At 59.3% G+C, this 12,814-nt stretch carries 10 protein-coding genes and 1 pseudogene; 2 read left to right on the forward strand and 9 right to left on the reverse strand.

Going from position 1 to position 12,814, the window contains the following annotated elements:
- Nucleotides 1-4: 4 nt before the first annotated feature.
- From A1WC_RS18830 to A1WC_RS18815, 4 genes are read right to left on the reverse strand one after another with little or no spacing between them, the layout of a single operon-like run.
- Nucleotides 5-1,009, reverse strand: a complete 1,005-nt coding sequence (locus A1WC_RS18830; RefSeq protein WP_016160479.1) for an ABC transporter permease — start codon at nucleotides 1,007-1,009, stop codon at nucleotides 5-7.
- Nucleotides 1,006-1,995, reverse strand: a complete 990-nt coding sequence (locus A1WC_RS18825; protein WP_008805611.1) for an ABC transporter permease — start codon at nucleotides 1,993-1,995, stop codon at nucleotides 1,006-1,008. Before A1WC_RS18825 ends, A1WC_RS18830 begins: the two co-directional genes overlap by 4 nt.
- Nucleotides 1,992-3,494, reverse strand: coding sequence for a sugar ABC transporter ATP-binding protein (locus tag A1WC_RS18820; protein WP_172437974.1), 1,503 nt, complete (start codon nucleotides 3,492-3,494; stop codon nucleotides 1,992-1,994). Before A1WC_RS18820 ends, A1WC_RS18825 begins: the two co-directional genes overlap by 4 nt.
- Nucleotides 3,495-3,538: 44 nt before the next feature.
- The gene (locus A1WC_RS18815; protein WP_008805613.1) at nucleotides 3,539-4,519 is read right to left on the reverse strand and encodes a sugar ABC transporter substrate-binding protein; all 981 of its coding nucleotides are present in this window, start codon (nucleotides 4,517-4,519) and stop codon (nucleotides 3,539-3,541) included.
- Nucleotides 4,520-4,930: 411 nt separating this feature from the next.
- Here A1WC_RS18815 and A1WC_RS18810 point away from each other — a divergent pair, with 411 nt between their 5' ends.
- Entirely contained in the window at nucleotides 4,931-7,240 is a 2,310-nt protein-coding gene (locus A1WC_RS18810) for a molybdopterin-dependent oxidoreductase (protein ID WP_016160481.1), read from the forward strand.
- A gap of 107 nt (nucleotides 7,241-7,347) precedes the next feature.
- On the opposite strand, the gene A1WC_RS18805 is transcribed toward A1WC_RS18810, so the two are convergent.
- Together A1WC_RS18805 and mtnC are read right to left on the reverse strand one after the other, a co-directional pair.
- Entirely contained in the window at nucleotides 7,348-7,890 is a 543-nt protein-coding gene (locus A1WC_RS18805) for a 1,2-dihydroxy-3-keto-5-methylthiopentene dioxygenase (RefSeq protein WP_008805615.1), read from the reverse strand.
- Nucleotides 7,887-8,576 carry an acireductone synthase gene (gene mtnC, locus A1WC_RS18800; protein ID WP_008805616.1) on the reverse strand — a complete coding sequence of 230 codons (690 nt, stop codon included), beginning with the start codon at nucleotides 8,574-8,576 and terminating at the stop codon, nucleotides 7,887-7,889. The genes A1WC_RS18805 and mtnC overlap by 4 nt, the downstream gene beginning before the upstream one ends.
- Nucleotides 8,577-8,716: 140 nt before the next feature.
- Here mtnC and A1WC_RS18795 point away from each other — a divergent pair, with 140 nt between their 5' ends.
- Nucleotides 8,717-9,862 carry a pyridoxal phosphate-dependent aminotransferase gene (locus A1WC_RS18795; protein WP_165459483.1) on the forward strand — a complete coding sequence of 382 codons (1,146 nt, stop codon included), beginning with the start codon at nucleotides 8,717-8,719 and terminating at the stop codon, nucleotides 9,860-9,862.
- On the opposite strand, the pseudogene A1WC_RS25830 reads toward A1WC_RS18795, so the two are convergent.
- The 3 genes and pseudogenes from A1WC_RS25830 to citR all read right to left on the reverse strand — a co-directional run bounded on the left by A1WC_RS25830 (nucleotide 9,863) and on the right by citR (nucleotide 12,738).
- A pseudogene (locus A1WC_RS25830) lies at nucleotides 9,863-10,488 on the reverse strand (IbrB-like domain-containing protein). It lies immediately after the preceding gene.
- On the reverse strand, nucleotides 10,473-11,696 hold the full coding sequence (locus A1WC_RS18785) for a phosphoadenosine phosphosulfate reductase (RefSeq protein ID WP_012542463.1): 1,224 nt from the start codon (nucleotides 11,694-11,696) through the stop codon (nucleotides 10,473-10,475). Before A1WC_RS18785 ends, A1WC_RS25830 begins: the two are co-directional and overlap by 16 nt.
- A 109-nt stretch (nucleotides 11,697-11,805) precedes the next feature.
- The gene (gene citR / locus A1WC_RS18780; RefSeq protein WP_016160485.1) at nucleotides 11,806-12,738 is read right to left on the reverse strand and encodes a DNA-binding transcriptional repressor CitR; all 933 of its coding nucleotides are present in this window, start codon (nucleotides 12,736-12,738) and stop codon (nucleotides 11,806-11,808) included.
- Nucleotides 12,739-12,814: the final 76 nt, after the last annotated feature.

Below are 12,814 nucleotides of genomic sequence, written 5' to 3' on the forward strand. Positions count from 1 at the left end.
CCGTTTAGCGATGCGTTTGGCGCAGGCGCGCCTGCCAGAAGGAAAGGGCGAGGGCCACCACCAGAATCACGCCGACCAGCGCGTCCTTCACCAGATAATTGAGCCCCATCAGGTTCAGGCTATTATCAATAATGGCAAGGAACAGCACGCCGCCGAGGGTGCCAAGGATGCTGACCCGGCCCAGACGATTAAAGGCGGTGCCGATAAATACTGCCGCAATGGCGTCCATCAGGTAAGACTGCCCGGCCAGCGGGGTAAACTGCCGCAGGTTGGCGGAGAGGATCACCCCGCCGACGGCACAGAGCGCCGAGGCGGCCACCAGCACGCCGAGCATGGTCAGGCGATCGCGGATCCCGGCGATGCGCGCTGCTTCGCTGTTCTGACCGATGGCGCGGACATATTTGCCCCACAGCGTGCGCTCGGTGACCAGCCAGGCCACCAGCCACAGCGCCAGCACAATCACCACCGGCGTGGGGATCCCACCAAGGCTGCCCACTGCCAGATCGTGATATTCCGGCGCCATCCGCCGATAAGCTATCGCGCCGCCGCCGTCGGTATAGATGCGCTCGGCGCTGCTGGCGATAAACCAGGTGCCGAGCGTGGCGAGGAAGGGGCGGATCCGGCAGATGAGGATCAGAAAGGCATTGAGCAGGCCAATCAGGACGCCGCCAAGCAGGGCGCAGCCCACCGCGGCCTGCCACGGCAGATGCCAGGTTTTCAGGGCGACGAGGGCGAAGGCGGCGCCGAAATCGAGCGCAACGCCCACCGACAGATCAATCGCCCCGGCGCTGACGATCAGGGTCATCGCCATCGCCACAATCAGCAGGATCGCGCTGCCCTGCAGCAGGTTGGCCCAGTTATCCACGGTTAAAAATACCGGATTCGCCCAGCCAAACAGGGCGATGGCCAGCAGGGTGATGACGCCAAATCCGGCCCGCGATAGCCAGGCCAGCGGGCTGCTGGCCGTCTGTTCTGTCGGGGCAGGGGTTTTCAGGGTGATTTGGCTCATGCCTCGCCTCCTTTGTGTCTGACCGCCGATGCCGCCAGCACCACCAGGATCAGGCCGCCTTTAATGGCGCCCATCCAGAAGATATTGACTCCCAGCAGGCCGAGCCCGTTAGAGAGGGCGTTGACCAGAATTGCCCCCAGCAGCGCCCCCCAGATGGTGACCACCCGGCGGCGCGAGAAGGCGGCGCCGATAAAGGTCGCCAGCACGGTTTCCAGCAGCAGCGGCGTGGCCGTCCCGCTGGAACTGCCGGAGCCCTGGCTGAGCAGCGGCAGAATAGCCAGCCCGGCGGCAATGCCCGCTAACAGCCAGACCAGCAGGGTCAAGCGGCGCACGTTCAGGCCGCTCATCTGCGCCATATCGCGGTTGCCGCCCACCGCCTGCACATGCTGGCCGAAGCGGGAGTGGTGGAGCAGGAACTGGAACAGGATAAACACCCCCAGCAAATAAATCAGCGGCCAGGGCAGGCCCAGCACGCTGTTATCGCGAAAGGCGACCATCAGCGGATCGCTGACCGCGATGCGTCGCTGGCCGGTCAACAGATCTGTCAGGCCGGTAAACGCCACGGAGGTCGAGAGGGTGGCCAGCAGCGGCGGCAGGCCGGCCGCCAGCACCAGGAAGCCGTTGATCGCCCCGCAGAGCAGGCAAACCGCCGCCAGCAGGGCCAGCAGCAGGAGATACGGCGTGTGCCATTCGGCCAGCCCGAGACTGAGCAGCGCGACGCCGAGCACCGCCGTCGCCGGCAGGGAGAGGTCGATGCCGCCGGAGACCACGTCATCCCCGCCCACGGCGATAACGCAGACCAGGCCGAAACAGAGGATCGCCAGCGGAACGCTCTGGACCAGCATCAGGCTGATATTTTGCCAGCTGAGAAAGTAGGGAGACTGTACGCTCAGCCATACCAGCAGCGCCAGAAACAGGATCAGGGGAAATTTTTCAATCAGCGTCGCCAGGCCCGGACGGCCGCGACGCTGGATAGCGGTACTCATAGTGAAGGCTCCTGTCCGCCGTTGATCGCCACCAGCAGGGCGTCCAGCGTTAGCCCGCGGGTGGGCAGATTGGCCGCCAGCGCGCCGCGCCAGAGGACCAGGATCCGGTCGCATAGTCCGAGCAGTTCGGGGGCGTCGCTGGAGGAGACCAGCACCGCCCGTCCTTTATCGGCCAGCTGGCGCGTCCGTTGATAAATATCGCGACGGGCGCCGATATCGACCCCAAGGGTGGGTTCATCGAGAATAAACAGCCTGGCATCGGTGCCGAGCCAGCGGGCGAGGATCGCTTTTTGCTGGTTGCCGCCGCTCATGTAGCGTACCGGCAGCGCCGGGCGTCCCGGGCGGATCGCCAGCTGTTCTATCCAGTAGCGCGCTTTCTGCTCGGCGATACCCCGCCGCTCCCAGCCAAAGGTAGCGGTCTCCGGCAGTGAGGCGAGATTAATATTGTCGGCGGTGGTGAAGGGCAGGATCAGCCCCTGATGGCGGCGGTCGCGTGGCACCAGCGCCATGCCGGCGCGGATCGCCTGCTTCGGCGTACGAATGCGCCGCGGCTGGCCGTCGAGGTGGATCGTACCGCGTTCTGCCGGGCGTAAGCCGTAGAGTAAGTCGACCAGCACATCGCGTCCGGCGCCCAGCAGGCCGGCGACGCCGACGATTTCGCCCGGCTGAATATCAAAAGAGAGATCCTGCAGCTGCCGCCCGTCGCTCAGTTGGCGCACCGAGAGCAGCGGGGTCGCCCCGTTGTCTGCCGCCGGGCGCTGGCGCGGGGTATACAGCTGGTCGATTTCCCGGCCGACCATCATGGCGATCAGCGCCTCGGTATTCTGCAGCAGGTCGCGGTCCGGGTAACCGACCACTTCCCCGTTACGCAGCACGGTGCCGCGGTCGCAGAGGGTGGCTATCTCATTGAGGTAGTGGGAAATATACAGAATGGCAATGCCCTGGTCGCGCAGGCGAAGGATGGCGGAGGAGACCAGACTGGCCTCCTGCGTCTCCAGGGGGGCGGTGGGCTCGTCGAACACCACCAGTCGCGCCGCGCCGTCGATCAGCGCGCGGGCAATCTGCACCAGCTTGCGCTCGGCCAGGCTCAGGTCGCGCACCAGCCGTTCGGGGTCGATCGCCAGCTGCCAGTTTTGCTGGAAAAATTGCGCCGTGGCGGCCTTCATCCGTCGGCGATCCAGCGTCCCCCAGCGGGTGCGATACTCCTGGCCGAGAAACACCGATTCCGCGACGGTAAAGTGCGGGATCAGGTTAAGCTCCTGGTGAATGACGCGAATGCCGGCGGCTTCAATGGCTGCCGGATTGCCGAGGGGCAGCGGGTGACCGTCGAGGGTCGCGCTGCCGCTGTCAGCCTGATAGACGCCGGCGAGGATTTTAATCAGCGTCGATTTACCGGCGCCGTTCTCGCCAATCAGGCCATGAATTTCCCCCGGATTGAGGCGCAGGGTGACTGAATTAAGCGCCGTAACGCTGGCAAAACGTTTGCCGATCTGGTCCATGACCAGACCCGCGGCGGGGCGCTCCCCGCCAGGGTGTTGATTTATCACTGCAGTTCGCCGTATCCCAACTGTTTATACACCGCTTTCGCCTCCTGCGGACCTTTCACCGGTATCACCGGGATAAAGGTTTGCACCGGCAGTTTCTGACCGGCAAAGTAGCGGGCCACGTTGTCGGCGGAGGTCTGGCCAATCAGATGCGGCTGCTGCGCGACGTTAGCCACAAACGGACTGCCGGGCTCTGCCATGATCTCCAGCGTCTCCGGACCGGCGTCGATGGCCGTCACTTTCACGTCCTTATCACGGCCGGTCTCTTCCAGTGCCTGGACGATACCGATGGCCGGTTGATCCCAGCAGGCGACATGGATGGCGTCCAGTTTGCCTTTCGGATACTGGCTGAGTAATTCGAGGGTTTTCTTCCGCGCGTCTTCCGGCGAGTTGGCGAACTGTTCCGCGAGCTCAGGCTGGATAATATGAATATCCGGATAATCCTTAAGGACATATTTCCACTGATCGTAGCGAATTCCGCAAATACGCAGCGCGCTGGAGAACGCGTTAAATACGGCGACGTTGCCTTTGCCGCCTAATTCATCCGCCATGTAGCGGCCGATGGTCGAGCCTAAGGTGTAGTTATCGGAGGTGGTATTGTTGACCGAATATTGAGAAACATGATCCACGGTAAATACCGGGATACCAGCATCACGCAATGCTTTAAATTTTGGTTCGACGGCGCTGTCGCCGAGAATACTAATTACCGCGTCCACCTTGCGTGACAGTAAAATATCGTGATTATTGGCATGAACCTGATTATCGCGACCGCCATCAACGCCAATGACTTTGCCCCCCAGTTTCTCCACTTCCTCTGTCGCACCCTTAAAGGCCTCGCGATCCCAGAAATGCTGAGTGCCGACAACGGCAACGCCAATGGTTTTTCCCTGTAAGGAGAGGGCGTCTGCGGCAGTGACGCTCAGCGAGGCAAGGGAAAGCAGTCCCAGCGCGGCAGGCAATAATTTTCTCTTCTGCGACATTGTTATTATGATCCTGTGATGAAGGTGGTTGCGGACTGGTAGCATGACAAGAAGCACCTCGCCACCTCAAATACAAAATAAGTCTAAGTTATGCCGGGAATGTTATATCGCAGAAACGCCAGAGAAAAAGGTTATTTTGCCATCGGGAACCTGAAAATATTTCATGATGCAAAATATACCTTTTTATTTTGTGGTTTTATTTTTTTCTTATTCCGTGTTTATTTAACGGATAAAGACGGCTTTCTGTTTATTGTGATGGCGTGGAGAAATAGGGCCCTTGCAGGGAAATGCAGGTGATTGCGCGGGCTACTAGTTTTTTTAGCAGAGTAATGTCTGGCTGGGGCGGGGATATTTCCGTCATTTCCTCGATTTATATTAACGAGTTTTTTGGCTGAGAAGAACGCGAGTGCTATGAAGAAACAGCATAATTATACGGTGATGCACTGGGGAACGTGGCAGGTGGAGAGCCGCGAGGGCGATATCGTGGCGGTTAATCCGGTGCCCTGGGATAAAAATCCGTCACGCATCGGTCAATCGCTCCCCGACGCGGTGACCAGCCAAACGCGCATTCGCCGTCCGGCGGTGCGCGCCGGCTATCTTCAGCAGGGGCCGGCGTCACGAGAAGGGCGAGGCAAGGAGCCCTTTGTCGAAGTCAGCTGGGAGGTGGCGCTGGAGCTGCTGGCTCGCGAGCTGCGCTCGGTCAAGGCGCGCTGCGGCAATGAGGCGATTTACGGCGGCTCCTACGGCTGGGCCAGCGCTGGACGCTTTCACCATGCGCAGAGCCAGCTGCACCGGTTTCTTAAGGGCTTTGGCGGGTACACCGCCAGCACCAATACCTATAGCAGCGCCGCGGGCGAGCGCATTCTGCCGCATATTCTCGGGCCGCTGAGCCCGCTGCACCGTCAGCATACCCATTTTTCCGAGCTGGCGCGGGAGTGTCAGCTGTTTGTCGCGATTGGCGGTCTGCCGCTGCGCAATGCCCAGGTCAACGGCGGCGGCGCCAATGACCATATGCTGCCGTACTGGCTGGATAAGATGCAGGCCAACGGCACCCGGTTTATGAATATCAGTCCGGTGCGCAATGACCTCAGCGCGGTGCCCGACGCCGAGTGGCTGGCCATTCGGCCGGGCACCGATACTGCACTGCTGCTGGCGCTGAGCTATGTGCTGATCGCTGAGTCCCTTTACGACCAGGCGTTTGTTGCCAGCCATACCGTCGGGTTTGCCCCCTATCGCGCTTATCTGTTGGGTGAGCACGACGGCGTAGCGAAAACCCCGGCGTGGGCGGCGGCGATTACCGGCCTGGACGCCCAGCGCATCGCCGACCTGGCGCGGGAGATGGCCCGCCACCGGACGATGGTGAATATCTCCTGGTCTATCCAGCGCGCCCGTCAGGGGGAGCAAGCCTACTGGGCGACGGTGGCCCTGACCGCGCTGCTGGGACAGATCGGCACGCCGGGCGGCGGCCTCGGATTTGGCTACGCCTGCACTAACCTGGCAGGCGCGGTGCGAAAAGCGTTTTCCGGCCCACGCTTACCCGCCGGGGAGAATGCGGTGGATAGCGTTATCCCGGTGGCGCGGCTGTCCGATATGCTGCTGCACCCGGGAGAAGCCTATGAGTTCGACGGTCAGCAGCTGCGCTATCCCGACATCCGTCTGGTTTACTGGGCGGGAGGCAATGCGTTTCATCATCATCAGGATATCAACCGACTGTGCGAGGCCTGGCGCCGTCCGGAGACGGTGGTGGTGCATGAGCAGTACTGGACCGCGCAGGCTAAATTCTCCGATATTGTCCTGCCAGCCACCACCTCGCTGGAGCGAGAGGATATCGGCAGCGGCGGTCACGACGGGTTTATGATCGCCATGAGCGCGCAGATCCCGCCGGTGGGCGAAGCGCGTGACGATTACGCCATTTTCCACGATCTGGCCGATCGGCTGGGCTTCGGAGAACAGTTCAGCGAGGGGCGGGACGCCGGGCAGTGGCTGCGTCATCTCTATGAGGAGTCAAGACCGCGGGCGCAGGAGGAGGGTATTGCGCTGCCCTCGTTCGAGGACTTCTGGCAGCAAGGGGTACTGGAGTACAGTGCGCCGGAGCGGCCGCAGATCTTTCTCGCCGATTTTCGCGCCGATCCGCAGCGCTATCCGCTCTCCACGCCCTCCGGCAAGATTGAACTCTTTTCCGCTACCGTCGCCGGGTTTGGCTATCGTGAATGCCCGGGCCATCCATGGTGGGATGAGGAAGAGGCCGCCCGGCAGCGACAGGAGGCGGCGCGGTGGCCGCTTCATCTGCTCTCCAGTCAGCCGCGCGCCCGCCTGCACAGTCAGTACGACCACGGCAGCGTCAGCCGGGCGACGAAAATTCAGGGACGCGAGCCGCTGTGGATGCATCCGAGCGATGCGCAGGCAAGAGACATCCGCGAAGGCAGCGTGGTGAAGGTCTATAACGACCGCGGGGCGATTCTGGCGGGCGTGCACCTGAGCGAGCAGATTTTGCCCGGCGTGGTACAGATGTCCACCGGCGCCTGGTATGACCCGCTGGATCCCAATGAAAAAGGAACGCTCGATAAGCACGGTAATCCCAACGTGTTAACCGAGGATCGCGGCAGTTCGCGCCTGGGGCAGGGCTGTAGCGCCCAGAGCTGTTGGGTGGAGATCGCCCCGTGGCGTGAGGCACTGCCGCCGATCACCGCCTTTGATCCACCGAGGTTTATTGAGGTTTAGGCGTTGGCGCTCGCCGGCGGCGGGGCGGGTAGTCCGGAGGAGGCGCGGTATGCGCCGCCTCCGGCAAAGCCCGCGCCTGGCGGTTTAAGACTGACGACAGTTTGACGTTACGCCAGCCGCGGGTAGGCGCTGGCGATATCGTCACCGGTAAACTGGGCGATCCAGCCTTCCGGGTTATCAAAAATGCGAATGGCGGTGAAGTTCGGTTCTGAACCCATATCAAACCAGTGCGGGGTGTGGGCGGGAACCGAAATCAGATCGTTCTTTTCGCACAGTACCTGGAACACCTCGTCGCCAATATGCAGGCAGAACAGGCCGGCGCCCTCGACAAAAAACCGCACCTCGTCTTCGCCATGGGTGTGCTCGTTGAGGAATTTTTCCCGCAGCGCCTCTTTTTGCGGGTTATCGGCGCGCAGGCTGATGACGTCCCAGCTCTGGTAGCCCTTTTCGGCGACCAGTTTATCAATCGCATGCTGATAGGCGGCAATGACCGTTTCCGGGCTGGGATTTGCGCCGAGGTCACGGTCGGCCTGCCAGCGCTCGAAGCGGACGCCTTTGGCGTTAAGTTGATCCTGAATCGCTTTGGCGTCGGTGCTGTGCCAGAGCGGTGTTTGCGGATCGGTCACGGAAAAAAGAGTTAATGCGCTCATGCTGGGATCTGCTCCGGATGAATGTCGTCAAAACGCTGAACCTGAGGATGGTGGCTCGCCGGGTCGCGGTCGCCGCGTACCAGCTGGATCGTTCGCAAACCTGCAGCCTCGGCGGCGTCGAGCTCCTGATGGATATCCGACAGGAACAGGATGGTGCCAGGGGCATGGCCCAGGTGTTCAGCAATGTTACGGTAGGACTGCACCTCGCGTTTGGCGCCTACCAGGGTATCGAAATAGCCCGTGAACAGATGAGTAATATCACCTTCATCGCTGTAGCCAAATAACAATTTCTGCGCGGCAACGGAGCCTGAGGAATATACATACAGATCAATGCCCTGCGCTTTCCATTTCTCCAGCGCCGGCAGTACGTCCGGATAGAGATGGCCGGTAAAGTCGCCGTTGAGATAGCCGTCACGCCAGATGATCCCCTGCAGCGCCTTTAGCGCCGTGGATTTACGGTCTTCGTCCATAAAGGCGAAGAGGGTAGTGATAAGGTCGGCGGTGCTGGCGGCCGGGGCGTCTGTCTCGCGGCGCAGGTTGTCGAGAATGGTTTTGACGGGCTCAGCGTACTGCTGAGCGGTCACAAAGCCGGCCAGTCGTTCGCGGGCGTAGGGGAACAGCACGTTATGCACGAAGCGGATATCGCTGGTGGTGCCTTCTATGTCGGTCACGATGGCGCGGATCATGGTTTCTCCAGAGTGGCGTGGCGCGGAATAACATTAGCATTTAGACGTCTAAGCGTCTTGATTGCCAAATATTAACATCGTGTTATAGTGGCTTCAACAACAGCATTACAATCGGTATAAAAAGAATGAGCAATAACCCTTTGATTCCAGAGAGTAAACTTCCTGCGCTCGGCACCACGATTTTTACCCAGATGAGTGCCCTGGCCCAGCAGCATCAGGCCATCAACCTGTCACAGGGCTTTCCCGATTTCGACGGCCCGCGCTATCTTCAGGAGCGTCTGGCGTACCATGTGGCGCAGGGGGCGAATCAGTACGCCCCGATGACCGGCGTGCCGGCGCTGCGCGAGGCGATCGCCGGGAAGACAGCGGAGCTGTATGGTTACCTGCCCGACGTCAATAGCGATATTACGGTCACCGCCGGCGCGACGGAGGCCCTGTACGCGGCGATCACCGCTCTGGTGCGCCGCGGCGACGAGGTGGTCTGTTTCGATCCCAGCTATGACAGCTATGCCCCCGCGGTGGCGCTGGCCGGCGGCGAATTACGCCGTATTGCGCTGCAGCCGCCGCATTTTCGCGTCGACTGGCAGCAGTTTGCTGCGGCGCTGAGCGATAAAACCCGTCTGGTGATCCTCAATACCCCGCACAATCCATCAGCCACCGTCTGGCAGCGCGAAGATTTTGCTGCCCTGTGGCAGGCGATTGCCGAACGCGAGATCTATGTCCTCAGCGATGAGGTCTATGAGCACATCTGCTTTGCTGAGGGCGGCCACGCCAGCGTGCTGGCGCATCCCCAGCTTCGCGAGCGGGCGGTGGCGGTCTCCTCGTTTGGCAAAACGTTTCATATGACCGGCTGGAAGGTCGGCTACTGCGTGGCCCCGGCGGCCATCAGCGCCGAACTGCGCAAGGTGCATCAGTATCTGACCTTCTCGGTGAATACCCCGGCGCAGCTGGCGATCGCCGACATGCTGCGCGAAGCGCCTGAGCACTATCGTGAGCTGCCGGCGTTTTATCGGGAACGCCGCGATCTGTTTATTGAAGCGCTGCGCCCAAGCCGACTGGAACTTCTGCCCTGTGAAGGGACCTATTTCCTGCTGGCGGACTACAGCGCCATTTCCGATCTTGACGACGTCAGCTTCTGCCGCTGGCTGACGACCGAAGTCGGGGTGGCGACGATCCCGCTCTCCGTCTTCTGCGCCGATCCGTTCCCGCACAAGCTGATCCGCTTATGCTTTGCCAAACAGCCGGCGACTCTGTTGGCAGCGGCGACGCGTTTGTGCCAGCTGTAGTTACTTAATCGTCCACGCCTGGGAGAACTGGCGGCCAGCGAACATCTCCGTGAGGCCGCTAATTTGCTTCAGGCGCAATACCTCATCGGCATCCATCCCCAGCTCTTTGCCGATTTTCTGTGGCGTCCAGCCAAGCTGGGTCAGTTCGCGGACAATCTCTGACATGGCGTGGATTTGGTGGCGCCCGCGCGCCCGGTTATGGCGTATGGTCGCTGCCATCAGCCCGTCACGCGAGGCGGCTTCACTCGTCAGGCAGGTCACTGGCAGATAACCTTTCAGCGTTTTTTTCAGCACCGCTTTGCTGCAGGCCAGCTCATGACGGTGAAAACCGTCGACAATCGTATACGCCTGCGGGCTTTGCTGGATGACGACGACCGGCTGGGTAAAGCCGTCGGCTTCCAGCGACGTTTGCAGCAGGCGTTTTCCGGTGGCGCCACGTTATTCGGATTGTAGTCGTTGGGGATGACCTGCTCCTGTTTTACCCACAGCACGCAGTCAACGGGCTGGGAGCGGAAGGGACTGCGCTGGTGGAGCACCTGACGAAACGCATTGATTGCCTCGATGCGCGCCTCGTCATCCAGCGTTTGCAGATAAGCGTCCAGCGCCTGCGTCAGTTGTTGTTGCATAATATTCCCCATTGTTGGCGATGTTTTTCCATGCGTTTACGGTAGCGCTGATAGTGGCTGCTTTTGGTCGGGCTAAACGAAAGCTGACGGCACCAGTAGTCGTTATTGAGCAGCACTTTGCAGACCCGCCGCCAGGACGGGATATCTTTGGTGCCAATGTCCGCAGGCTGGGTGTCCGGAATATCTTCCATGCCTTTTTTCTGATACCAACGCAGGTAGACGGCGATTTTGTTGCGGTAGTGCTCGGCAGTGGTTTCCGGCATGCTGTCGAGCAGGAACAGCGCATAGCTTTTCCATGTCAGGTGGTCGGGCTTGTCGATTTTTCGGTGGCCGTAAAATTGATTATCATGCCCGGCATAGACCCCGCCGCTGTGTGCGCCGCTCACCCGCTGACACATTGCGGCCCAGCGCTCAGGCTCCAGCACATGGTAGAGCCACAGCCCCTGGCGCTGCTCCGGACCGAACGGTTCGCAGATGCGCATATAGCGCAGCGGCACCCCGGCCTGATACATCAGATCGTACAGAGGGTTATAAGACTGCCCGCTTTTGGCAAACCAGGTCCAGATGTCGGCCGTTTTCCAGTCATAGAGCGGGTAGATATACCAGGCGTGGCCGCCCGGCGCCGAGGTGGTCCAGGGTTTATCATCGGCGAAGCGCTGTTTACGCTGCGAAGAGATGGCCATAAAGCGATTCAGTGACTCGTCGGCGCGAATGCCCACCAGCACGGCGGCGGGGCGCCGCTGTGAAAACCACTCGGCGAAGTGGCTGACAAAGGACTCAAAGCTCATCCCCGGTTGATAAAATGAAAAATAGCCCGGGTGGGTAATCGCCCAGGGCGGCGGCTGACGGACCCAGTCGGCCCCGGGCTCCCAGCATTGCCATTGCGGTTTATACTGCGTCAGCGCGTTTTGGGTGGTGAGCGGCAGGGCGACCCAGTAAAAGGTTTCGACAACATCCGCATACAGCGCACGCAGTTTTTCGCAGTGGGCGATGGTGCAGGAGAACTGCGCTTCCCAGTCAATAAACAACACACTGATTTTTTTACCCTGTAATCGCGCCGCCTGGGCGGTTAAATGCAGCATGACGGTGGAGTCTTTTCCACCCGAGAAAGAGACGCAAACGCGTGAAAAATTATCCAGCACCCACTGGATGCGCTGCTCAGTTGCCTGCAGCACCGATTCCGGTAAGGGATATTTAATAAACGACATGACCATTAATCCTTTAATAGTAGAGCTTCCCGTTTGTTCAGTATAAACGATGAGCGCTGCGAAATTAATGGTCGATCTGCATTCAAACAGTGTGAAAACAGGTGGGCAGTTACTCACTATTATTAAGTTGTGGGCGTGATATATCTCTGTCATTCATTAGAATGGAGATTAATTCAGATAGAAAATGATTTTGTGTAGATGATTGATGGTAGTTAATGTATATCGTGATCTCTGGAAAAAGTGCCTCTATATCGAGAGCGTGAAGTGGCATGGCCGGGAAAATAAAATCATATAAATAGGAGGGGATGAAGCCAATTAAGTCGGTTTTATTGATCATGTTAAGAATGGTCATAAAAGAGTCGCTGCGAAAGGCAATATTACCCGGATTTAACCATGGCGTGCTGCTTTGCTGGACGCGCTGAATGACAGGATCGTTGGTGATATAGTGGGTGAAAAATTCCTGCGCCAGCGCTTCAATCGACGTGAGTTGATCTCGCCGCGGATGGTCCGCCCGGCAAACCGCCAGCGTCTGCACCGTCTGATAGGGCTGACAGATCGTGGCGCGGTTGGTAATAGGCATTCGGGTGAACACCAGGTCCGCCTGGCGATACGCCAGCAGCTCCTCAGCCGATTCCGTGGTGGTCAGGTTATGGTGTTCAATCTGCAAATTGGCCTGATGACAGAGCTCATTAATCATAAAATGGCTATTCACTGAACAGAACAGCGGGGGGCCATATATCACGATACGTTTACGCAGTTCGGAGCGATTATTGAGATTGATGGTTTTTTCCAGCTGTTCGAGATTTTGTTGCAAATGATAATGAAGATTGACACAGGCGGTGGTGGGCGTCATCCCTTTCCCAACGCGAACAAATAACGGATCGTTTAACTGCTGGCGCAAACGCTGCAACGACTGGCTCACCGCTGACGGGGTGATAAATAACATGGCGGCTGCTTTGCTAATGCTCAAATGTTGATAGATACATTCAAAAATAACCAATAAATTCAAATCGAACTTTTTCAGATCGTAAAGATTTGCCATTAATGCAGTCCTGTGTATTATCAGCGCGGGTGGAAATATTCTTAGTGAGAATGTTGATTGGCTTAATATTTGCGGT

Source organism: Klebsiella sp. KTE92, from assembly GCF_000398905.1.
GTDB lineage: Bacteria > Pseudomonadota > Gammaproteobacteria > Enterobacterales > Enterobacteriaceae > Klebsiella > Klebsiella variicola.

Excerpts from the sequence above, each read along its gene's own strand:
- A1WC_RS18815 (WP_008805613.1), bottom strand. The coding sequence starts at position 4,519 with ATGTCGCAGAAGAGAAAATTATTGCCTGCCGCGCTGGGACTGCTTTCC.
- A1WC_RS18820 (WP_172437974.1), bottom strand. The coding sequence starts at position 3,494 with ATGGACCAGATCGGCAAACGTTTTGCCAGCGTTACGGCGCTTAATTCA.
- A1WC_RS18785 (WP_012542463.1), bottom strand. The coding sequence starts at position 11,696 with ATGTCGTTTATTAAATATCCCTTACCGGAATCGGTGCTGCAGGCAACT.
- citR (WP_016160485.1), bottom strand. The coding sequence starts at position 12,738 with ATGGCAAATCTTTACGATCTGAAAAAGTTCGATTTGAATTTATTGGTT.
- mtnC (WP_008805616.1), bottom strand. The coding sequence starts at position 8,576 with ATGATCCGCGCCATCGTGACCGACATAGAAGGCACCACCAGCGATATC.
- A1WC_RS18825 (WP_008805611.1), bottom strand. The coding sequence starts at position 1,995 with ATGAGTACCGCTATCCAGCGTCGCGGCCGTCCGGGCCTGGCGACGCTG.
- A1WC_RS18805 (WP_008805615.1), bottom strand. The coding sequence starts at position 7,890 with ATGAGCGCATTAACTCTTTTTTCCGTGACCGATCCGCAAACACCGCTC.
- A1WC_RS18830 (WP_016160479.1), bottom strand. The coding sequence starts at position 1,009 with ATGAGCCAAATCACCCTGAAAACCCCTGCCCCGACAGAACAGACGGCC.
- A1WC_RS18810 (WP_016160481.1), top strand. The coding sequence starts at position 4,931 with ATGAAGAAACAGCATAATTATACGGTGATGCACTGGGGAACGTGGCAG.